Annotated in this window: 19 protein-coding genes and 1 tRNA gene; 10 read left to right on the plus strand and 10 right to left on the minus strand. The window is 50.6% G+C overall.

What is annotated here, in order from left to right; genetic code table 11:
• Nucleotides 1-135: 135 nt before the first annotated feature.
• Entirely contained in the window at nucleotides 136-2,235 is a 2,100-nt protein-coding gene (locus ABJU74_RS01800) for a molybdopterin oxidoreductase family protein (RefSeq protein ID WP_348385861.1), read from the plus strand.
• Nucleotides 2,236-2,243: 8 nt separating this feature from the next.
• Here ABJU74_RS01800 and ABJU74_RS01805 read toward each other — a convergent pair whose 3' ends face one another.
• On the minus strand, nucleotides 2,244-3,404 hold the full coding sequence (locus ABJU74_RS01805) for a TraB/GumN family protein (protein WP_348385862.1): 1,161 nt from the start codon (nucleotides 3,402-3,404) through the stop codon (nucleotides 2,244-2,246).
• A gap of 106 nt (nucleotides 3,405-3,510) precedes the next feature.
• On the opposite strand from ABJU74_RS01805, the gene ABJU74_RS01810 reads away from it, so the two are divergent.
• From ABJU74_RS01810 to folE, 6 genes are all read left to right on the plus strand, one after another.
• Nucleotides 3,511-4,446: a glycine--tRNA ligase subunit alpha gene (locus tag ABJU74_RS01810; RefSeq protein ID WP_348385863.1), complete on the plus strand. Its 936-nt coding sequence runs from the start codon at nucleotides 3,511-3,513 to the stop codon at nucleotides 4,444-4,446.
• Nucleotides 4,446-6,734, plus strand: a complete 2,289-nt coding sequence (gene glyS, locus ABJU74_RS01815) for a glycine--tRNA ligase subunit beta (protein WP_348385864.1) — start codon at nucleotides 4,446-4,448, stop codon at nucleotides 6,732-6,734. The genes ABJU74_RS01810 and glyS overlap by 1 nt, the downstream gene beginning before the upstream one ends.
• 230 nt (nucleotides 6,735-6,964) lie before the next feature.
• Nucleotides 6,965-9,649, plus strand: coding sequence for a pyruvate, phosphate dikinase (gene ppdK, locus ABJU74_RS01820; RefSeq protein WP_348385865.1), 2,685 nt, complete (start codon nucleotides 6,965-6,967; stop codon nucleotides 9,647-9,649).
• Nucleotides 9,650-9,659: 10 nt separating this feature from the next.
• Entirely contained in the window at nucleotides 9,660-11,057 is a 1,398-nt protein-coding gene (locus ABJU74_RS01825) for a caspase family protein (protein ID WP_348385866.1), read from the plus strand.
• Nucleotides 11,058-11,109: 52 nt separating this feature from the next.
• Nucleotides 11,110-11,186, plus strand: a tRNA-Arg gene (locus ABJU74_RS01830).
• A gap of 108 nt (nucleotides 11,187-11,294) precedes the next feature.
• The gene (gene folE, locus ABJU74_RS01835; protein ID WP_348385867.1) at nucleotides 11,295-11,915 is read left to right on the plus strand and encodes a GTP cyclohydrolase I FolE; all 621 of its coding nucleotides are present in this window, start codon (nucleotides 11,295-11,297) and stop codon (nucleotides 11,913-11,915) included.
• Here folE and ABJU74_RS01840 read toward each other — a convergent pair whose 3' ends face one another.
• From ABJU74_RS01840 to ABJU74_RS01875, 8 genes are all read right to left on the minus strand, one after another.
• Entirely contained in the window at nucleotides 11,916-12,572 is a 657-nt protein-coding gene (locus ABJU74_RS01840) for a Fe2+-dependent dioxygenase (protein ID WP_348385868.1), read from the minus strand. It abuts the gene before it with no gap.
• The gene (locus tag ABJU74_RS01845; RefSeq protein ID WP_348385869.1) at nucleotides 12,572-13,621 is read right to left on the minus strand and encodes a hypothetical protein; all 1,050 of its coding nucleotides are present in this window, start codon (nucleotides 13,619-13,621) and stop codon (nucleotides 12,572-12,574) included. The genes ABJU74_RS01840 and ABJU74_RS01845 overlap by 1 nt, the downstream gene beginning before the upstream one ends.
• An 85-nt stretch (nucleotides 13,622-13,706) precedes the next feature.
• Nucleotides 13,707-14,360 carry a 50S ribosomal protein L9 gene (gene rplI / locus ABJU74_RS01850; protein ID WP_348385870.1) on the minus strand — a complete coding sequence of 218 codons (654 nt, stop codon included), beginning with the start codon at nucleotides 14,358-14,360 and terminating at the stop codon, nucleotides 13,707-13,709.
• Nucleotides 14,361-14,371: 11 nt separating this feature from the next.
• Nucleotides 14,372-14,596: a 30S ribosomal protein S18 gene (gene rpsR, locus ABJU74_RS01855; RefSeq protein WP_108810187.1), complete on the minus strand. Its 225-nt coding sequence runs from the start codon at nucleotides 14,594-14,596 to the stop codon at nucleotides 14,372-14,374.
• A 20-nt stretch (nucleotides 14,597-14,616) separates the two neighbouring features.
• A complete protein-coding gene (gene rpsF / locus ABJU74_RS01860) occupies nucleotides 14,617-14,997 on the minus strand; it encodes a 30S ribosomal protein S6 (RefSeq protein ID WP_348385871.1) in 381 nt (126 codons plus the stop codon).
• A 181-nt stretch (nucleotides 14,998-15,178) separates the two neighbouring features.
• The gene (locus ABJU74_RS01865) at nucleotides 15,179-15,427 is read right to left on the minus strand and encodes a DUF6356 family protein (RefSeq protein WP_348385872.1); all 249 of its coding nucleotides are present in this window, start codon (nucleotides 15,425-15,427) and stop codon (nucleotides 15,179-15,181) included.
• Between the two features lie 151 nt (nucleotides 15,428-15,578).
• Nucleotides 15,579-16,652, minus strand: a complete 1,074-nt coding sequence (locus ABJU74_RS01870) for a putative sulfate exporter family transporter (protein WP_348385873.1) — start codon at nucleotides 16,650-16,652, stop codon at nucleotides 15,579-15,581.
• 143 nt (nucleotides 16,653-16,795) lie between these two features.
• On the minus strand, nucleotides 16,796-17,659 hold the full coding sequence (locus ABJU74_RS01875; RefSeq protein WP_348385874.1) for an autotransporter domain-containing protein: 864 nt from the start codon (nucleotides 17,657-17,659) through the stop codon (nucleotides 16,796-16,798).
• A 142-nt stretch (nucleotides 17,660-17,801) separates the two neighbouring features.
• Between ABJU74_RS01875 and ABJU74_RS01880 the strand changes: the two genes are divergently transcribed.
• From ABJU74_RS01880 to ABJU74_RS01890, 3 genes are all read left to right on the plus strand, one after another.
• Nucleotides 17,802-18,392 carry a sigma-70 family RNA polymerase sigma factor gene (locus ABJU74_RS01880; protein ID WP_348385875.1) on the plus strand — a complete coding sequence of 197 codons (591 nt, stop codon included), beginning with the start codon at nucleotides 17,802-17,804 and terminating at the stop codon, nucleotides 18,390-18,392.
• Nucleotides 18,389-19,462 (plus strand): hypothetical protein, encoded by a 1,074-nt coding sequence (locus ABJU74_RS01885; protein WP_348385876.1) that lies wholly within the window; start codon nucleotides 18,389-18,391, stop codon nucleotides 19,460-19,462. The genes ABJU74_RS01880 and ABJU74_RS01885 overlap by 4 nt, the downstream gene beginning before the upstream one ends.
• 97 nt (nucleotides 19,463-19,559) lie before the next feature.
• Entirely contained in the window at nucleotides 19,560-20,135 is a 576-nt protein-coding gene (locus ABJU74_RS01890; RefSeq protein WP_348385877.1) for a hypothetical protein, read from the plus strand.
• 114 nt (nucleotides 20,136-20,249) lie between these two features.
• Here the strand turns inward: ABJU74_RS01890 and ABJU74_RS01895 are convergent, their stop codons facing one another.
• Nucleotides 20,250-21,317: a VOC family protein gene (locus ABJU74_RS01895; protein WP_348385878.1), complete on the minus strand. Its 1,068-nt coding sequence runs from the start codon at nucleotides 21,315-21,317 to the stop codon at nucleotides 20,250-20,252.
• Nucleotides 21,318-21,335 lie beyond the last annotated feature (18 nt).

Below are 21,335 nucleotides of genomic sequence, written 5' to 3' on the forward strand. Positions count from 1 at the left end.
GATATATTGCCCCGTTCATCAACTATTTGACGCCAAAATCCTAGTATTTTTTGGATTGTTAAACAAAAATCCGTGCAAGTCATGGCCAGCCTCGATCGTCTCTGCTAATTGCTCGATTGAATGAGGAGAATATCAATGAGTCAAATCCACGCCAGAACATGCCATATTTGTGAAGCCAATTGCGGTGTTCTGATTGAAGTGGAGGGGCGTGATATTCTCTCAATCAAAGGCAATCCTGATCATGTTTTAAGCCGCGGCCACATTTGCCCGAAGGCCACGGCAATTGCCGATTTGCAAAATGATCCTGATCGTTTGCATCGTCCACTGAAGAAAGTGGATGGGCAATGGCAAGAAATAGCCTGGGAAACAGCCTTTCAGGAAATTGCTGACAAATTGCAGAATTTAAAGCAGCTGGGTGCAAAACCGGCTATGTATATGGGCAATCCAAGTGCTCATGATTATGGAATCTCGACGCAAATTAGTAACCTGCGGCGGGCTATAGGACTGAAAAATATCTATTCCGCGTCCACTCTGGATCAGATTCCTCATCATGTCGTGCAATATCATATGTACGGCCATGTTAGCCTGGCGGCCGTTCCAGATATTGATAGGTCTCAATATCTGCTGGTCGTGGGCGGCAATCCGGCTGCTTCAAATGGCAGTATTTGGACGGTTCCTGATTTTAAAAAGCGCGTCAAGGAAATGCAGGCGCGCGATGGTCAATTGGTCGTCGTCGATCCGCGGCGCACAGAAACGGCAAAGCTGGCGGATCAGCATTATTTTGTGAAACCGGGGACGGATACCGCGCTTTTCATCGGTATTTTAAAAGCCGTTTTTGATGATGGCCTTGTCGATATTTCCCGGCTTCAGGATATTTTAGACGATAGTTGGGCAACCATAGAACCGGCACTTAGCGGTTTTGATATGATGGAATTATCGGCTTATTGCGGTATTTCTGAAACAGATATACGCGGAATGGCAGCGCAATTGGCGGCCGATCACCCTGCGGCAATTTATGGCAGAATGGGGGTGTCGGTGTGCGAATTTGGAACGCTCAATCAATGGCTTATTCAAACCATAAATATCGCTACCGGTAATTTGGACCGAGAAGGCGGAACGATGGTTCCTGAGCCAGCATTGGACACGATCAATCTGGTCGGTCGGGGATCGGTTCGCAAAACGGGTACCGTGCGCGGTGAAATGCCGGTCATAATGGGCGAATTACCAACCGTTACCCTAGCGGATGAAATGCTCCGAGAGGATGAAGAGCGGATCAGAAGTTTGTTTGTGATTACTGGCAATCCGGTTTTGTCATCACCCGACGGTGCGAAGCTCGATCGGGCGCTCGATAGGCTCGACCTCATGGTTTCTTTTGATATGTACGTCACAGAAACCAGCCGCCATGCAGATTATATTTTGCCACCTTGCGGTCCGCTTGAAAAAGATCACTATCCGTTTTTCTTCGGGCCTTTGGCAATTCGCAACTATGCAAGCTATTCCCCTGCCATTTTTGACATTGAAAATGATGAAAAGGCGGATTGGGAAATTATCGCTGAACTCGCCAGTGCCATCTTGGTTGCCGATGGACAGGATGCGCCGAATATTCGAGAGCCACGTGATGTGCTCAACACGATGTTACAAAGCTCGCCTGCCGGTTTAACGTTGGCCGAAGTCGAAGCAGCTCCAAATGGGATAGATCTTGGGCCACTGCGGTCGTGCCTCGCCGATCGGTTATTGACCGAAGACAAAAAAATCCAATGTGCGCATCCTGATTTTCTAGCTGAAATACAGAGATTTAGAGGAGTTCTAGCGGAAGAGCATTCAGGCCATATGCGCTTGATCGGGCGGCGCCATGTTCGGCAAAATAACAGTTGGCTGCACAACTCCAAGCGACTTGCGAAAGGACCCAATCGCTGCACTTTGATGATCAATCCTGAAGATGCTGCCAATCATGGCCTGGAAACTGGGGATATGGCAACCGTTACCAGCAGCGCTAATAGCGTCGATATTGTCGTTGAGGTTACCGATGACGTCATGATCGGTGTGGTATCCATTCCGCATGGGTTCGGACATGGCCGCAAAGGTGTGAAACTGTCTGTTGCGCAGGAGAATCCAGGCGTTTCCTTGAATGATCTAACCGATACCGAGCGCTTTGATCCCCTGTCCGGAAATGCGGTACTCAACGCGATACCGGTCACGATCAAGGCTTTAGCGAAGGCGCATGCTGCGGCTTAATCGAGAGCCTAGCGGACGCGTTTTAATTTGTGACCATTGGCTTTCAGCGCTGACACTAGATTATTCTCACCATAGAGATATTTTTGATCGACCACTATGAAACTGGTGCCATCTGTATCGAGCATCGCGCCGATGGTTGCCGGCCAATTTTTAATCCGGCTGTCGCGGATAAAATTGTCAAATTCGCGAAAGCCTGCTGGCTTTTCAATGTTATCGATTGGATTTTGTCCTTTGGCCCACGCGATGGCTTTGCGCTCTTTCTTTGTGAGGCTGTTTTGCCGTGCATTTTCGCCGCGCAGGCGAATTTTGTAGCGTTCGTTAAGCTCAGCGGACAGTTCCGATTTGGCGAAGGCGTTCAGCCAAGTGCGCTGGGTTTCTTCGGGAACGGTATTTAACCAATCGAGCAAATCTGTGGGCTGCTCCAGACCCCTTATTTTCATATCTTTGTCTCGGACCACATTGAGAATGCGTTGGCTGATTTCCCGGTTCGATCGGCCCGGTTGGAACATGCGATCAGTATCGGCAATAAACGCAATGAGCAGCCATGTTGGCATGAAGTCGCCAATAGCGAACATATCGCCTTTCATATCGTCTTTGATCGATAGAAACAGTCCGGGTTCAAAGCGTTGCTCCACCCGGTCGCGATCATGCCGTATCAGACGATGAAAGCTCTCACGCTCCATTTCCCTTTTGGTGTCGCGATTATTGCGGTCAAAATAGGGCGTTTCAAAATAGACATGATCCGCGCTCTCCAGCGCGGCCGTGAAGGCGGCGCTTTGCCAAGGCAGACGAAGGGGTACATCTTTGATACTTCCAAATATGTAGACAGTGGAATCGGAATCACTCAACTTCCAAAGCGCGGGTTTGGGCGTGAAGGCAAAGGCCGCGTCATAGGCCTCTTTCTGCTTCAATCGCCTTTTTTCCTGGGCTGATACTGTTGTTTTTCTAATATCCTCTGGCGAAAGGGTCTCAACATTTGGGCCAGCTATGTCGCTGGTCAAGCTGTCGTCACTCACCGATTCCACTTGAGAGCTCACCGCAGTCTCTTGAATTGACTCCTGTGCAGAGCCGGCAGCAGCCTGCACTGCCCCGGGCGTGGTAAAGAGGATGCACGCTGCTGCTCCATTTAGAAACAGACGTGTGGTTCTGGAAAATAAGGATTTTTTCATATTTCTGAGGTGAGTGACTATGACTGAACCCATGATTAATGAAGTAAAATAGGATCCAATTGATTTTACCAATAAAAGGATATGGGTTCTTGACCCGTCGGGCACCATGAGCCAAAGCGTCATCGACCTTATTGCACTTGCGAAGAAAGCGCCGACATTGCCGGATAGACAGTCATCTGAGAAGCCGCTCAGCTTCCAACAGATCATTCTGAAACTGCATGATTATTGGAGCGACCAAGGCTGCGCGATCTTGCAACCCTATGACATGGAGATGGGCGCAGGAACATTCCACCCTGCGACAACTTTGCGGGCGCTTGGCCCTGATCCGTGGAATGCCGCTTTTGCGCAACCGTGTCGCCGCCCGACTGATGGACGCTATGGGGAAAACCCCAATCGTTTGCAGCATTATTATCAATATCAGGTTGTGCTCAAACCTTCGCCGCCAAACATTCAGCAGCTATATCTCGATAGCCTCGTTGCGATTGGCATCGATCCGATGTTGCACGATATCCGCTTTGTCGAGGATGACTGGGAAAGCCCAACGCTCGGTGCTTGGGGATTGGGCTGGGAAGTCTGGTGTGACGGCATGGAGGTGACGCAATTCACATATTTCCAGCAAATGGGCGGTTTTGACTGCAAACCCGTTGCTGGCGAACTGACCTATGGGTTGGAACGGCTCGCTATGTATATTCAGGGTGTCGATAGTGTTTATGATCTAGATTATAACGGTGCTGGAGTCAGTTACGGCGATATCTTCTTAGAGAATGAGAAGCAGATGTCGGAATGGAATTTTGAAGTTGCCGATACGGATACACTGTTTGAAGCCTTTCGGATGGCGACGAAAGAATGCGAGCAATGTCTCGATAAAAAACTACCGCTCCCAGCCTATGAGCAAGCGATCAAGGCCAGCCATGTGTTCAATCTCCTGCAGGCACGCGGTGTGATCTCCGTCCAGGAACGCGCTAGCTATATGGGGCAGGTGCGTGATCTCGCAAAAGGTAGCTGTGAAGTCTATATGGCGAAAAACGGGTGGACGGCATAATGGCTGATTTCCTTCTCGAACTGCTTTCCGAAGAAATTCCCGCCCGGATGCAAGCCAAAGCGCGCGCTGATCTCGAGCGCTTATTTGTCGCGCAGCTCAGCGATGCGGGCCTGACAGCCGCGAATATTACGGTTTACTCCACGCCAAGGCGGCTTGCACTGATTGCAAAAGATCTGCCTGCACAGACTGAAGCGATAAGTGATGAAGCAAAAGGGCCGCCTGAAGGCGCGCCGGATCAGGCGGTTGATGGCTTCTGCCGCAAAAATGGCGTGACCCGCGACGAGCTAGAGGTTCGTGACGTCAAGGGCAGAGCGATCTATTTTGCCGTGATCAACAAGCCGGGCCGCGACACCAAAGACGTCCTTTCCGAAGCGATTCCGGCGATCATCAAAGCCTTTCCATGGCCCAAATCTATGCGTTGGGGTGAAGCCAGTCTGTCCACGGAAAGCCTGCGTTGGGTGCGCCCGTTGTCTGGCATTGTTGCGATTTTGGGCGATGATCTGGTGCAATGTGAAATTGACGGTGTGACGTCAGGTTTTGAAACCGTTGGACATCGCTTCCATCATGACGGAGTGGTAACGATAGGCAATGCTGGCGACTATGCCGAAAAACTCCGCGCTTGCCATGTGCTGGTCGATCATGAGGAACGCGAGGCGATTGTCCGAGAAGGTGCGGCCAAGGCGGCATCAGATGGTGGCTTGGAACTTGTGGCGGACGAAGGTCTGGCGATCGAAAATGCGGGCCTGACTGAATGGCCTGTGCCTCTGCTAGGCGGCTTTGATCCGGCCTTTCTCGATGTACCAGAGGAAGTCATTCAGCTGACGGCCCGGGTCAATCAGAAATATTTCATTTGCCGTGACAAATCGGGTAAACTCGCCCCGAATTTTATCTGCACCGCCAATATAGACGCCAGCGACGGCGGTAAGGCGATTGTTGCGGGTAATGAAAAAGTTTTGGCGGCAAGGCTGTCCGACGCCAAATTCTTCTGGGAATTGGACCAGAAGACGGCGCTGGAAGATCATGCCAAGAAATTGAGCAACATTGTGTTCCATGAAAAACTGGGCACGGTTGCCGACAAGGTAGAGCGTGTGGCCAAGTTGGCCGAGTGGTTGGTTTCTTTAGAAGGGAATGGTTTTGACCAGCCCAGCCCCGGCGATACATTTCATGGTGAAGTGTCTGAGGCCGCACGTCTCTGCAAAGCCGATCTCGTCACCGAAATGGTCGGCGAATTTCCTGACCTGCAAGGTCTGATGGGCGGCTATTATGCAGAGAAACAAGGCAAGTCCAAGGCGGTCGCCAATGCGATCCGCAATCATTATAAGCCGGTTGGGCAAGGCGATAAAGTGCCGACCGACCCAGTGACGGTGGTCGTGAGTTTGGCGGACAAGCTGGATACTTTGGTTGGGTTTTTCGCGACAGATATGGGGCCGACTGGTTCTAAGGACCCATTTGCGTTACGACGACAAGCATTGGCTGTGGCGGAATTGTGTTTTGAAAATCATATTCGTTTACCACTAATGGATATGATCAATTTTGCAATATTGGACTTGGATTCTCATGCTGATCAGTTGCGGGAAAAGTTCAATCAGCATTGTTTGGTTCCAATGGCAAAGAGCCTTGATATGAACGTTTCCGATCTAGAGGCATTCACGAAAGGTGATGGAGTTTATATCCTCAGAAAAGATAATAACGAGGTTTCTATCCTAGCTAACGATTGGTTAGCTGGCATTTTTCGTGTGAAGGATGATCTACACGAATTCAAAGCTAAGAGAGGTGCTTCTCTTTTAGACTACTTTGCCGAACGCCTGAAAGTGCAACAACGCGAAGCGGGTGTACGCCACGATCTGATCGACGCGGTTTTTGCTCTTGGTGGTGAGGATGATCTGGTTCGTTTGCTTGCGCGGGTGAAGGCCTTGCAAGCCTTTGTCGAAACCTCAGATGGCGAAAACCTACTTGCTGGCTATAAACGCGCTTCGAACATCCTGAAGAAAGAAAATGCGGAGCAGGGCGACGCAAAAACCCTTTCCTACACGCCCGAAAAAGCCGAAAAGGCACTGATCGAGGCGCTGGATGCAGCGCAGCCGGATGTGACCGCAGCCATTGAAGCGGAAGAGTTTGAAAAAGCGATGGTCGCTCTCGCAGCGCTTCGTGTGCCAATTGATGAATTTTTCGAAGAAGTTACCGTGAATGATAACGATGAAGAAAAACGCACAGCACGTCTCGCATTGCTAGCGCGATTCCGGGCAGCCGTGCATCAGGTTGCTGACTTTTCCAAGATTGAGGGATGATGTGATTGCCGGTCAACATTCTGTGAATTGTGTGAACTTTGGGGGGGGGATTGCGCATGCTTCACGACATTTGTGCTCCGCACTTGATGCGGAGCCCAGGGTAGATGAGCGTGACAGCCATCCTAGGCTCCGCATCAAGTGCGGAGCACCGTTGCGTAGAGATTTGTACGAGAGCTACCCTGTGATGTGTGTGAACTTTGAAACCGTAAAATTGCGGAGTGGATCATAAAATGACCCAATATGTATATCGTTTCGGTGGTGGAATCGACGCAGACGGCGCGCCAACCGACAGCACCGAAGCCCGCAACCTGTTAGGCGGCAAAGGAGCCAATCTAGCGGAAATGGCCAATATCGGCCTGCCGGTTCCTCCCGGGTTCACGATTTCGACCGAGATGTGCACCCGCTTCATGAATGAAGGCGGCGTCTATCCCGACAGTCTAACCGGTGAAGTCGCGCAGGGCGTGGCGCATATCGAAAAGATCACGGGCAAGACATTTGGTGATGCCGCTGATCCACTGCTCGTATCGGTTCGCTCCGGCGCGCGGGCGTCTATGCCTGGCATGATGGACACGGTGCTCAATCTCGGCCTGAATGACGAAACGGTTGAAGGCCTGGCCAAAACCTCTGGCGACGAGCGTTTTGCCTGGGACAGCTATCGCCGGTTTATCCAGATGTATTCGGATGTGGTGCTGCAACTGGATCATGATAGTTTCGAGGAAGCACTAGAAATAGCCAAGGAAGATAATGGCTTCTTCACAGATACTGAGATGGAGTCTCAGCATTGGAAGACTCTGGTTGCCGAATATAAAGGCCTTGTTGAAGAACAATGGGGCAAGCCATTTCCGCAAGATGTGAATGACCAGCTCTGGGGCGCGGTTAGTGCTGTTTTCGGCAGCTGGCAGGCAGAACGAGCAAAAGTCTATCGCCGGCTTAATGACATTCCCGCCGAATGGGGTACGGCCGTCAATGTACAGGCGATGGTGTTCGGCAATATGGGCGAAACATCGGCGACCGGTGTGGCCTTTACCCGTAACCCGTCCACTGGTGACAGCGCCTATTATGGCGAATGGCTGATCAATGCGCAGGGCGAAGATGTGGTGGCCGGTATCCGTACCCCGCAATATCTGTCCAAAGCCGCGCGTGAAGAAGCCAATGCCAAGCCGCTCTCGATGGAAGAAGCCATGGCCGAAACCTATGGCGAGTTGACTAATGTTTTCGATCTTTTGGAACGCCATTATCGCGACATGCAGGATATTGAATTTACCGTGGAACGCGGCAAATTGTGGATGCTGCAAACCCGCTCAGGCAAACGGACTGCCAAGGCCGCCCTGAAAATCGCTGTAGATATGGCCAATGACGGCCTGATTACCGAGGAAGAAGCGGTCGCGCGAGTGGATCCGATGGCATTGGACCAATTACTGCATCCGACACTTGATCCCGATGCGAAACGGGATGTGTTGACCACTGGATTGCCGGCCTCTCCCGGCGCGGCCTGCGGTATCATCGTATTCGATTCAGATACCGCTGAACGCCGCACGGAAATGGGCGATGATGTGATATTGGTGCGGGTGGAGACCTCACCGGAGGATATTCACGGCATGCATGCGGCGAAAGGGATTTTGACAGCCCGGGGCGGCATGACGTCACACGCCGCTGTGGTTGCGCGCGGTATGGGCCGTCCCTGTGTTTCCGGAGCGGGCAGTTTAAGCATCAATAATGAAGCAAAATTGCTGAAAATAGGGGATCGTGAGCTCAAGGAAGGCGATATTCTGACGATTGACGGCAGCAATGGCCAAGTCATGGCGGGCCGGGTTAAAACGATTCAGCCAGAACTCGTCGGAGATTTCGGCATATTGATGGAATGGGCAGATAAGGTCCGCCGTTTGGGCGTCCGCACCAATGCCGAAACACCGCTGGATTGCCAAGTCGCAAGAGATTTTGGTGCCGAAGGTATCGGCTTGTGTCGAACCGAACATATGTTCTTCGAAAGCTCACGTATAACGGCCGTTCGTCAAATGATTTTGGCCGCGAATGAAGCAGGGCGACAGGAGGCATTGGCCAAGCTCTTGCCCGAACAGCGCGAGGATTTTCGTCAGATTTTCGAAGTGATGGTCGGTTTACCGGTCACAATCCGCTTGTTGGACCCGCCGCTGCATGAATTTTTGCCGCACCATCAATCGGAATTTGAAGAAGTGGCCGCTGCCGCTGATGTCGGTGTGGAAACGTTGAAACAGCGGGCTAATGAATTGCACGAATTTAATCCGATGCTGGGTCACCGCGGATGTCGACTGGGTGTCACTTACCCCGAAATTTATGAAATGCAGGCGCGGGCAATTTTCGAAGCGGCGTGTGAGATTGCGGAGGAAAACGGCGAAACACCTATTCCAGAGGTGATGATACCGCTGGTCGCAACAGCAAAAGAGCTGGAGTTAATGAAAGATGCTGTTGATCGCATGGCGGAAGCGGTATTTGCTGAAAAAGGGCGCCGGATCAACTATCTGGTCGGTACGATGATTGAATTACCTCGTGCGGCGTTAATGGCTGATAAAATCGCTGAGTCCGGAGAGTTTTTCAGTTTTGGCACCAATGACTTGACCCAAACCACATTGGGTGTGTCTCGCGACGATGCCGGACGGTTTCTGACCCAATATGTTGATAAAGGCATATTCCCGCGTGATCCATTTGTCAGCCTTGATGTAGAAGGTGTCGGCCAATTGATTGAACTGGCGGCGGAACGGGGTCGAAAAACGCGCAGCGATATTAAATTGGGTATTTGCGGTGAGCATGGAGGGGATCCGGCTTCAATTGCCTTTTGTGAACAAACGGGCCTCGACTATGTCAGCGCATCGCCTTATCGTGTTCCCATTGCCCGCCTAGCAGCCGCGCAAGCCGCGCTGGCAAAAGGGCAGTCGTAACGGGGGGAATATGATCCGCACATGGTTACTCTTGTGCTGTGGCCTATTTTTAGTCTGGTCCGGAGATGCGGCGGCCAAACGGGTGGCCTTGGTGATCGGCAATTCCAACTATGGCCAAAGCAGTTCTCTTGCGAACCCGGTTAATGACGCCCAATTAATCGCCGGCGCAGCCAAACGAGCCGGCTTTGACGAAGTGGTGACGGCGCTCGATCTTGATGTCCAGGCCTTTCAGAGGGCGCTTCGGGACTTTCGCCAAAAAGCCAATGGAGCCGATGTCGCGATGGTCTATTATGCTGGCCATGGCATTGAAGGGCAGGGGAAAAACTGGCTCATTCCGGTCGATGCGGAGTTAAAAGCTAGCCTCGATTTGCCCTATGAAGCAATTGACTTGGATCGGGTGATGGAATCGCTCAATGGCGCGCAGATTCGTATGGTCGTGCTCGATGCGTGCCGTAACAATCCGTTTGCGCGGTCCTGGCGTTCGGGGACACGGTCGCTAACCCGCGGTCTCATTGGCGTAGAAGCGGATGATGTGCTGGTCATCTATGCGGCTGCACCGGGGCAAACGGCCGCGGATGGTGACGGGATTAATTCCCCATTTGCGCAATCACTGGCCAAGCGCTTGCCGCAGCCTGATTTGCCGGTTCAACTGCTGGGCGGGACAGTGCGGGATGATGTACTCAGTGCAACCGGCGGAACGCAGCGCCCCTTTGTCAGCGCGAGCATAACCGGAACGCCCGTATATCTTGTTCCCCGGACGCAGCTTGCCGGAATCGAACAAACGCCCGTGTCGGCAGGACAGCAACAGCGACAAAGCCAAGGACCACAAACAGCGGATCGCGAAGCGTTGAGCTGGCAAGGCGCAATGAGCGCCAATACAATCCCGGCCTATCAGGCCTATCTGGCTGATTTCCCGGAAGGCCAATTTGCTGCTCTGGCGCGCGAAAATATTTCCAGTCTTGGTGCGAAACCGACTGCACAAGCGGCGATGCGCGGCAGTGAGAAAGGCAATGGATTGGCAAAAGCGGGTTTACCTTACCGCGACATGGTTGCACCGGGTAAACCCATGGCCATTGATGGAGTGTGGACCATTTCCACTCTGAATAAGCGGCTGAAAATTGAAAAAGGCCGCGCTTATGCCTTGGATGGGTGGATTCATGCCCAATTTTGGCAGATTGTTTCCAATATGGTTGTTCACCGGGATATCAAGCGCATCGGCACAGGGCGCTATGTCGGGCGCGACCTCTCGCTCAATGTCAAATCTCGGTTCAATTTGCTGCCCGATGGAAATATAAAAGTCCGGTTGAGTACCTTCCCTTTCGCAACCCATTTTGTTCTGTTGAAGGAGAGTTTGGATCAATCAGCGGCGATGGATTCGGAACTGGCATTACTTGCAGCGGAAAAATGATAAAATGGCTTGCCAGCAGAGGAATCTCCCCCTATCTGACGGCCTTCAATGCGCGCCCGTAGCTCAGCTGGATAGAGTACTTGACTACGAATCAAGGGGTCGGGAGTTCGAATCTTCCCGGGCGCGCCATTTTCCTCCATTATCTGTCTGATACGGTCCTTGGTGCACTTGCGCTGGGACACAGCGCAGCCTAAATTGTTGGCATTATGCTCTCAAATTACTTCAAAGGAATGCCTTTTGGCCGATTATTCTGAAACAATAGCAGACGCATTGGCAGCGCGCGAAGCTGCAAAACTTCCCGTACCTGAAGATGTGCAAGAAGCCGTGAAAACCTTGTTGCGCTGGTCTGGCGAAGACCCGGATCGCGAAGGGCTGCTGGATACGCCCAAACGGGTAGCCCGCGCCTGGAAAGAATATTGTGAAGGTTATCAAGAAAATCCCGCCATCCATTTGGCGCGGACTTTTGAAGAAGTGGGTGGTTATGACGAATTGGTTTTGTTGAAAGACATCCCGTTCCATTCACATTGTGAGCATCATATGGCGCCGATTATCGGGAAAGCCAGCATCGCTTACATGCCGACAGACCGGGTTGTTGGGATCTCCAAGCTTGCTCGAGTATTGCACGGTTATGCAAGACGTTTGCAGGTGCAAGAACGGCTGACCGCAGAAGTGGCGGAATGTATCTGGGATAATTTAAAACCCCATGGTGTCGCTGTTGTTGTCGAAGCTAGCCACAGCTGCATGACCGCACGCGGTGTGCGCACGCCAGGCGTTGGCATGACCACCAGCCGTCTATTGGGTTGCTTCCTCGAAGATGCCAGAAGCCGTAAGGAAGTGATGAGTTTGATGGGTTATTGATTAATCCATCCACATGCGCATCAGATTATATTGCAAGGCCTGCATGCGCGTGTAATTTTCATGCTTCATGTTCAGGCCTTCTAAAGCAGCCACTTCGTTTAACTCATACATGAGGTTGCGCTTCATCACGTCTTTGATCCGGCTTTGAATGAAGGTGATGGCGACCATACGCTCGCCTTCTCCTATGGCTTCGACCTCATGCAATGTATGAGAAGGATAGGCCACGGCCGTGCCGGGAAGACCCTTGAACCGCATGCCGGCTTCGCCTTGGGTAATATGCAGCGCGCCGCCTTTATAGTCATTGGGGCCATTGAGAAAAATGGTGCAGCTTATATCCGAACGGATGGGACCATCGGGCAAGGGAATGATCGCGCTATCGGCGTGAAGACCATAGTGCATTCCCGGTTGATAGCGAGTGATCAGCGGTGGCGCGACTTTTTCGGGAAAGGCAAAATCGTTAAATTCGGGATTGGACATCAACGCATCGTGTAGAATTTTCGAAGTCTTATTATAGGCATCGAGATCGTGAAGTTGGAGATTATTCTTGACCTTGGAATGGGGATTGCTGATCTTACCGTCGACAAACTGGCCTTGGCTTGCGATTTGTTTGATTTCATTGACCTGGGCTTGGTCGAGCAGTTTGAGCTGTTTAAACATTATTTTCTCGTTTCAATCCATTGCAGCGCTTCCGCCACCGGCGGGAATTTTTCTGCGGTCTGTTCTACCCACGCTATGGCCGCCCGGATATCGTTGACATAATTGCGATTAGCTTCCGCTAATAGCTCCTGCCGTAAATTGGGACTATAGTCATGTTCCGGTGCTTTGGAATAGGAAGACATAATCGATCCCGTAACCAGTGCATTCGCCATTTGATCGGAAAGTTCATGACCGAAATGCGAAGCCAATTGCGATAACTGGATCGTGGGGTTGTTGAGAAACGCCTCAAAATCCATCCACAATATTTGTGCGGCATGATTGGATTGTTGAGCCTGATGCAAGGTTACCAATTCACAAAGCCAGCTCATGGCTACGCGTTGAGCGAGGGATAATTCCCACAGATGGGCAGGGGGCTGACCCAAATGGGTTGTGAGCCTCTTCAGGCGCGCGCCGGCCATCATCTGAGTTTCCTGTACGGAGGCCTCGCCAGCTAAAATTGTCGGAATATAGCGGTCGAGCGGCGCATATAAGAACAAGGCCTGCGTGGGGTGGTCCAATAATAATGGCGCCAATTCGCTAACAAAGCTGCTGGCTTTGATCATGACCCGTTGGTCCTTACGAAAGCCTCTCGATAACCACTGAACGGATTGTGCCATGCGTTGCTGGAATGTTTCCGGCGACCATGGGCATTCCGGTTGCTTTTGGAGTAGCGAAATTTCACATAAATTGCGCAGCAATTGGGGTTCACGGAGTGCCAATACCGAACCTATCTCGCCCAATAGCCGAGAGATTAGGGTCGAGCCAACATGGCCGATGTGAAAGATATATTGGGGGTTATTATTTTCAGGCAGCGTGATTTGTGACAAGACCGTCCAAGGCACCAATTGACGTCTGAGCTGCGGATTGACGATCCGTTGATCGAGAAAGCTGGCCTTGCGGTAATCTTCTTCGGACAAATATGATAGCAATACCTGGTCCTTTGGAAGATCAAGCATATGCGGAAGAAGTGTTGCATCTTGGGCAAATTGCGATTGCCAGTTGTTGGTCAATATACCCTCATATCAAAAAAGCCCGAAGACGGATTGTTACCATGTAACGCACCAGCTCCGGGCTTTTCAATCTCTTGCTAACAAATTATTCTTTGTCGACTGTGCTTTCTTCAGTTTCTTCGGCTGCAGCGTCTTCTGAAGCCGCTTCCTCAGAAGCCTCTTCACCTTCGCTGGCTTCCGCCGCGTCATCATCTTCGCTTTCCGGCGCCAAAGCTGCGGCAGCCAATTCGGCCTGCTCTTCTTCGAACATCTGCGCGATCACATCGATACCGTCTTTTTGCAATTCCGCTTCATCGTCGGATCGGGCCACATTGACCTGGACATTGACGGATACTTCCGGGTGCAAGCGAATGCGCACATCAAAAACGCCGAGCGTTTTGATGGGCTTCTCGAGAATAACCATACTTTTTTCAACGGTTGCGCCTTCAGCTGCGAGTGATTCCACAATATCGCGGACCGAGACAGAGCCATAAAGCTGACCACTAGCAGAAGAAGCACGGATCAAGACTATCTGTTTGCCATCCACGCTCGTAGAAGCTTTCTCAGCATCATTGCGTTTAGACTCATTGTCGGCTTCAATTTGCGCACGATTGGCTTCAAAAACCTTTTTATTGGCTTCATTGGCGCGCAAAGCTTTTTTATTGGGCAATAGAAAATTGCGGGCATAACCATTTTTTACGGTTACGACATCACCGATGCCACCCAGTTTTTCTACGCGTTCGAGCAAAATAATATCCATGGCTCTTGCTCCTATTTAACGAGATAAGGCAGCAAACCGAGATGGCGAGCGCGTTTAATTGCTTTAGACAATTCGCGTTGCTTCTTGGCAGAGACTGCGGTGATACGACTAGGTACGATCTTGCCGCGTTCGGAAATATATCCTTGCAGCATTTTCACATCTTTATAGTCAATTGGTTGTGCGTTTTTGCCGGAAAAAGGGCAACTTTTGCGGCGACGGAAAAATGGACGTCCCATATTATATACTCCTTTTTGGCTTAGCTATCTTCGCGATCACGGCGCGGACGGTCTCCACCGCCGCGGCGGCTGTCACGATCTGGCTTGCGCATCATGACCGAAGGACCTTCTTCATGCTCATCGACACGAATGGTGAGGAAGCGAATAACATCTTCATTGATGCGGGTTTGGCGTTCCAATTCGGCAATCACATTTGTCGGAGCGTCAAGACGCAACATGACATAATGGGCTTTACGATTTTTCTGCACTTTATAAGCCAGAGTCCGCAAACCCCAGGTTTCTGTGAGAACGACTTTGCCGTCATTGGCTTCAACAATTTTAGTAGCTTCCTGTGCGAGGCTATCAACTTGAGATTGGCTCAAGTCCTGACGCGCGAGGAAGACATGCTCATAATGTGGCATGCATTATTTCCTTCATATTACCGATCGCTGACGTCGCACCATGCTGACACGCCCCTCCGGCTTTCTTGTTTTTCCGCTTCGTCTTTTGCAAGAAATCGGCGGAAGCGGGGCCTATGGCGAAGTTTTTATCAGATTGCAAGAGGCTGAATAGTCTTTCGGCCAGCCAATTTGGTACGCATGGTCAGATACACCATTCCAATTCATGATCTGTGGCCTCGCAATGGTCCGCTTTTACTCGGTTTGTGACCATCCGGTCATAAAGTTTTTTTACTAGATTACTGCCTGTTTTCTCAAACAGAAAAGGGAATATACCATGCATTAAACAAGCCAACCCCGCCAGGATCATGGGAAGGCCAAAACTGGATGCTACAACAAAATGCTCAGCATAGGTTTCACCAACAGACTGGGGGTGATCGGTAAAAACTTTCATATTTGCTCCTGTTACATGTTTGCATTGTAATGGCAGGAACCTTGCTCAAAAACTTTGTCAATATCTGGTTCAAACGGTCTATTTTCGGTAAAATAAACTATATATTCCGCGTACGCCCAAAAATTATTCTAAACTTAGTGCGGTAGGCAGTTCACAAAAATTGGATCGCTAGCATCGATAAGAGAAAGGCCATGGCAGTGGTCATGACTACCGGTACAAAGCAATGCCATCCATGAGACATTAGTCCGCCGAGATTGGATTTAATAGCGGCAGCGACCACTGCAAAAAGCAGCAACATACTGGCCAATTTATTCCCAAATTCTACGAAAGCCGGTGGCAATTGAAACATGCTGTTGATCGTGATCAAAGCGATGAAACCGACAATGAACCACGGAAGGCCTTGTCTCAGACCAATTTTCGGCGTTGTAGAATCAGTGTCTTTCACGGCCATTTTCTGCATTATCATGGCGATAATGATCAACAAGGGAGCCAATAAGGTAACCCGTGACAATTTGACCACCGTCGCAACTTCGCCGGCTTCAGGGGAATAAGAGAATCCACCACCAATTGCCTGGGCTACATCATGGATAGATGCGCCTATTAAGAAGCCTGCTTGCTTGTCGCTCAATCCGAGGAAACCTGCAATCGAGGGATAGAAGGTCATCGCAAAGGCGCTGGCTACCGTTGTGCCCAACAATACTATGGTGAAACGCGATTGGTCTATTCTCTTCGTGCCGATAATGCTCCACAGTGCCAATGCGGCCGACGCCCCGCAAATGGCCGTCGCGCCGCCGGCAAGCAAACCGAACAATGGATCCAGCTTGAATAAGCGCGCAGCGACGATACCTGTACCGATGACGACAACCATTATTGCGATGAGAGAAATAAAGGGCGCAATGCCTAGGCTGGTAATCTCATTAAAGCTGATCCGCATCCCGATAAGAACAATTCCGATCCGAAGCAGCGTTTGGGACGAAAAATCCAACCCGGTTGATAACCGCTTATCGGCATTGACAAAACTCATAGCAAGGCCAAGCAATAAACCCATTAAGATCGCGGGTGGTCCATAATGTTCGCTTAGCCAGAGTGCTGCTAAAGAGACAATGCCCACCAGAGCGAAGCCTGGAAAATGCGATAAAACCGTCCGTTTTTGGGAAGGTTCAGCCAGTTGCAATTCGCCATATAAATCCGCCACCAACGGAAGTTCACGATCGGGATGTGACAATCTCGTCTCCAGTGTGATGGGTAGGACACATTGCGAGGCCTTACATTAAGCGAGCCGAGTTGGAATGCAATCCACTAATGTCCAGACAATTTAATGCGTCCATGATTTGCTGCTTTAAAGGTGCAAGAATGCGCTAAATACGATTAAAAGCGTATGCTTATACCTGCGCTTAAAGAACTCGCTTCTGGTCCAGCAAAACCCAAAGTTTGCGAAGCGGACAATCGCAAACGTAGATTTTTTGAAAGACCAAATGAGGCTGATCCCCCGAAATCGAGCCAAATATCTCCTTGGCCAGGAATATTTCGGATTGCATCAAGCTGAACCGCGCGTTCGCCGGTAGCTGCGGATGAAAACGCAACATTGTTGCTGCTCGCTACTAAGGCGACATATGGTCCAATATTATGATCCAAATTGTCCCCGAAAACATGCGCATAACTGATAACGGCAGATCCGCTAAAGCCATGTTCGCGTTCTTTGGCATTGATCAATCGACCCGCGGGCGTGGTCACCAGTCGCGCGATATCAACACTGTCATAGTCTAGTCCGATTGATGGTGAAAGAAATCCGTGATCGCTGACAGCGATGTCGTAGGTTACCGACGCACCAACGCCGAAAATTGTACCATCGCTATCGATGACAAGTGGATTGAAGTTTGTTGCGATACTTTCGGACTCAAATTGACGGCGGCCTAAAGACAGCCGGCCATCAATACTGAACGCATTGGCACCGATTCCCCCCGAAACACTGATTTGCTGTGTTTTGGAAGAAACCGATTGTAACAGTCCGGGCGTTGCGATCGGATCGGAAAAGCTAGCCGCCAGACGCAAGTAAGCATCATCAAATTCCCGTGTAACCGAAGCGGTGATAGAGGTTTGATCCTCTGCATCTGCAATCATATTGGTTCCAATGGAAAAACCGATTTCCCACTGTTTGTTCACTTCTCCTTCTGCCGCATGAACCGGTGTTGCTCCGCATAAAGCCACCATCACCCAATAAAAATTTTTCATAAATTTTCCCCTCAAAATAACGGATTATGATGAGAAAACGGCTAAACTGATAAAACCCTTCAAAAAATTTCGAAGGGTTTTAAGTTTTGCTACGTATAGTTCATGTTTGGTGCAGTAAATTCACCAAAGTGGAGTGGAATTTTTGGATAGGGCAAAAGCCATAGATCGCCGCAATGATGACGCGCTTATGCGCGCTATTGGCGCGCGCGATTCAAATGCTTTGCGAGAAATTGCCGAAGCTTATGGCCATATTCCATTTGGCATTTCTTGCAGAATGCTAGCGGACCCTATGGAAGCAGAAGATATCGCGCAGGAAGCTTTGTTGCGTCTTTGGAACCAAGCTGATCGTTGGGTTGAAGGAGGTCCAGGAATTGCCGCGTGGCTTAGCCGGGTCGGAACCAATTTATGTATCGACAGGATACGCAAAACACGGCGTCAATCTTCTGAAGAGGTGCCGGAACATAGAGATGAAACACCCTTGGCAGATGCGGCTCTGGAAAGTGACAATGTGAAACAGGCCATTATTGATTGTGTAACCGGTCTACCCGAACGACAAAGGGCGTCCATCATTCTTACTTATTATGAACAATTATCTAACCAATTGGCGGCCGAAAATCTTGAAATGAATATCAAGGCGTTTGAATCGATGTTGTTCCGCGCCCGCGGCAAGCTGAAAAAATGTGTCGAAACTAAAGGCTTGGTCAAAGAAGATGTCGGGAGAATATGCCCATGACTGCCTCATCTGCACAAGATTATTCACCAGCCTTGCGTGCATTGCTCGATCAGTATGATGTCCCGCAATTGCCAGAAGGATTTGCAGATCGACTGGTCGCACGCGCAGAAGCGAATGAGGATGTAGAACAAGCACAATATGTCCCGTCCAGCGCACGGCGCCACAATGCCGGACCTTGGCGTCGGGCCAGTCGATGGATCGGTTCTGTTGCCACTATCGGTTTAATGTCCGCTACTGCCGCAGCGATGGGCATATTGGGAGAACCGATTGAAGTTCCAGTCCTATCGGACATTGCTAGATCCTTGGAAATTGTCGATGTCGCGAAGCCAGAAAAACAACCGTTGGTAAAGCAATCTGCCCCTGAAGAAGCAGATTCGCCTGGTGTTGATCCGATTCAGGACTCCGCCGAACGTACAGATGGCCAAATAAATGCAGAAGCGATGATCCAGCGGATTACCGATGCGCCGCGTTTTAAAACCCTTCGCCCGAGACAAAAAGCGGTGCTGTTGAGAGCGGCAACGCGCAGGTTAGTGCAGTCAGGAAAAGCAACGCCGCAAGATATTCAAGCGGCTGTCACGGGATTGCGGGAAGAAAGACGAGCGGAACGGCAAGCAACGAACCGGCGAGAGAATATCCGGGAAAAAATTCGAAATGCTACGCCGGAACAACAAGATAAATTACAAGAAAGAATAGATAGTTTACCGCCTCAGCGCAAAGCGATTGCGCAAGAAAGACTGGATAAATTGCTATCAGATGTTCCGCCAACTGCGAATGCATTACCAGTTTCTGAGGATAGCAAGGCGTCGGTAACCGAGGGCCAAAACGAAGCTGTGCCTGATGTGACCGTCGATGAAAATTTGGAAATTCCCGATACGTCAGCCGATGCCCCTGTGGCGCCGGCGCCCATCGCATTACCGGCGTTGGAACATGCCCGGCAACGATATCAGCAAGCAACCCCGGCGGAACGGGCGCGTATGCGCCAGCGAGCAAAAAAACTGCGCAAGACGATTAAGACCGAGCGCAATATCCGAAATTTACGCGCTCAAATTCGTCGTAATCGGCGGAACTAGGGCTCCGCCAAAAATATTCGAAGGGTTTTTCGAACCCATGCGTTGAACAGTTGGAAGCAGCGAAAATACTGCATCTTAACTGAGTATGGAGAGTAAAATGAAGAAAACCATTCTAATATCAATGGCATCAATGATGATCGCCGCACCGGTATTCGCCGAGCGTACAAAAACCGTCACTGTGGACAATGACCGCGTGAGCGGGAGCAAGACCGTGACCCGAGACGGCGCTGGTAATGTAGTGGTGGATGGCGATTTGACGCGCAAATCCGATGGTGCAACTGCCAGTCACGATTATAACAGATCACGCACTGAAACCGGTTGGACAGCCAGCGGTACGCAAACTGACTTTAAAGGGCGTTCACGTGGGTTTGACTACGAACGAAACCGGACAGATGCCGGTTTTGAAGCCAATGGTTCCGCCTATAATCGGCGCGGAGATCAATATGATTATTCTGCTTATGGGACGCGGGGTGAAAATAGCCGCGAACGGGGCCGTACGGTTACCCGCAATGGTGATACTGTTTATGATCGATTGGATAATGTTACGCGTGCGGATGGGAAAATCGTCCGCAACAAGCAAGTAACACGTGATCCTAGTTTTCGCCCGAAAAAGCGCATTAAGCCTTTGCGTGTGAAAAACCCAAAACCCCGAAGATTTCGCAGCAATCGGTAGATTGGCGAAAGTTACTGCGGTTGGCACTAATCCCATCACTCAATCGGCCAACCGCAGTATTTCCCTGACCGCCGCTAAGGACAGGGCGGCAAATCCCGATAGGGTTCTGTCGGATCATTTGGCAGCAGGCGTCTTTTCAAAAAACTCTGTTAGATTGCCATCGCGGTCCCGAACCGCGATTAGATTGACATTGCCAACCCCCTCAAGGGGCATATTTTTGGCTTCATGTTCGATCTTAACATCGCGTGATTCCAGTTGAATTCGATAAGTTGCCAGATTATTGACCGGATAGCGGACCGAAATGATACCAAGGCGCGGAAGGCTGGCTTGATCGCTAAAATCGCGTCCGTTCAGCCCGACAAATTGCATTAGTTCAATCCGGCCTGTTTCTCCTGAAACGGGTTGCACCACCGCAGCCCGGCGGACGATTGAGGTGGTGAGATTTATCGGTAAGGAAAAATTTGACGTCGTGGGCTTGGGATCAAGATAATCCGCATCAAATAATAGCTGGAACCCCAATTTTTCACGATAGAAGCGCAGAGTGGCTTTCTGATCGCGAACCATGCGCATGGAGTTAAACACTTGGCTCATGTTGCCTACTGGGAAATTGGTAAAAGCCGGGCTGATCCTTTGGTAGACGGCTAGATTCATCCCGTGCGGTCCTTGCAGAACGACATTGTTTAAATCGGATGTACCGAATTGAAAACGATAAGGGGCGCTTTCTGCCCACCACCCCATGGCAAGGGCTTTTTCATAAAGTGCGTCGACATTATTGGAGCGTATCATCAGCGAGAAAATTCCCCCGGTATCCCAGGGGCGAGCAGCCGGGCGGATCGGTTTTTGATTTTTCGCGCCATCGATCCGGATGAAGCGGATGCAGCCTGTATCAGCATGGGGCGCGCATATCAGCCGGTATCGGCCGTTCATACTATCGGCCAATTTCCAATATTTTTGCTGGCTTTTACCCCAATTATCTTCGCTGATAATTCGCCATTCTCCGTAGTCGATAAAAAGCCGCGAGGCCTTGTCGAGATCACGAACACTGACAATGGCTTCAGACCAAGGCTCGATTTTTTGCGCATGGGCAGGGACGACTAACCCGATGCCGCACAAGCCAAGGGATGCGCTGAATAAGGCTGCAAATTTTAACAAGTCAGCGGCCATCGCCTTGAGCATAAGCATCAGATAATTTTCCCAAAC

Origin of the sequence: Parasphingorhabdus sp. (assembly GCF_039982415.1) — a bacterium.
GTDB lineage: Bacteria > Pseudomonadota > Alphaproteobacteria > Sphingomonadales > Sphingomonadaceae > Parasphingorhabdus.

Coding starts and splice junctions, on each gene's coding strand:
- ABJU74_RS01875 (WP_348385874.1), bottom strand. CDS start 17,659: ATGAAAAATTTTTATTGGGTGATGGTGGCTTTATGCGGAGCAACACCG.
- ABJU74_RS01825 (WP_348385866.1), top strand. CDS start 9,660: ATGATCCGCACATGGTTACTCTTGTGCTGTGGCCTATTTTTAGTCTGG.
- ABJU74_RS01890 (WP_348385877.1), top strand. CDS start 19,560: ATGAAGAAAACCATTCTAATATCAATGGCATCAATGATGATCGCCGCA.
- ABJU74_RS01895 (WP_348385878.1), bottom strand. CDS start 21,317: ATGCTTATGCTCAAGGCGATGGCCGCTGACTTGTTAAAATTTGCAGCC.
- ppdK (WP_348385865.1), top strand. CDS start 6,965: ATGACCCAATATGTATATCGTTTCGGTGGTGGAATCGACGCAGACGGC.
- ABJU74_RS01885 (WP_348385876.1), top strand. CDS start 18,389: ATGACTGCCTCATCTGCACAAGATTATTCACCAGCCTTGCGTGCATTG.
- ABJU74_RS01865 (WP_348385872.1), bottom strand. CDS start 15,427: ATGAAAGTTTTTACCGATCACCCCCAGTCTGTTGGTGAAACCTATGCT.
- glyS (WP_348385864.1), top strand. CDS start 4,446: ATGGCTGATTTCCTTCTCGAACTGCTTTCCGAAGAAATTCCCGCCCGG.
- rpsR (WP_108810187.1), bottom strand. CDS start 14,596: ATGGGACGTCCATTTTTCCGTCGCCGCAAAAGTTGCCCTTTTTCCGGC.
- ABJU74_RS01800 (WP_348385861.1), top strand. CDS start 136: ATGAGTCAAATCCACGCCAGAACATGCCATATTTGTGAAGCCAATTGC.
- ABJU74_RS01810 (WP_348385863.1), top strand. CDS start 3,511: ATGAGCCAAAGCGTCATCGACCTTATTGCACTTGCGAAGAAAGCGCCG.
- ABJU74_RS01805 (WP_348385862.1), bottom strand. CDS start 3,404: ATGAAAAAATCCTTATTTTCCAGAACCACACGTCTGTTTCTAAATGGA.
- ABJU74_RS01840 (WP_348385868.1), bottom strand. CDS start 12,572: ATGTTTAAACAGCTCAAACTGCTCGACCAAGCCCAGGTCAATGAAATC.
- rplI (WP_348385870.1), bottom strand. CDS start 14,360: ATGGATATTATTTTGCTCGAACGCGTAGAAAAACTGGGTGGCATCGGT.
- rpsF (WP_348385871.1), bottom strand. CDS start 14,997: ATGCCACATTATGAGCATGTCTTCCTCGCGCGTCAGGACTTGAGCCAA.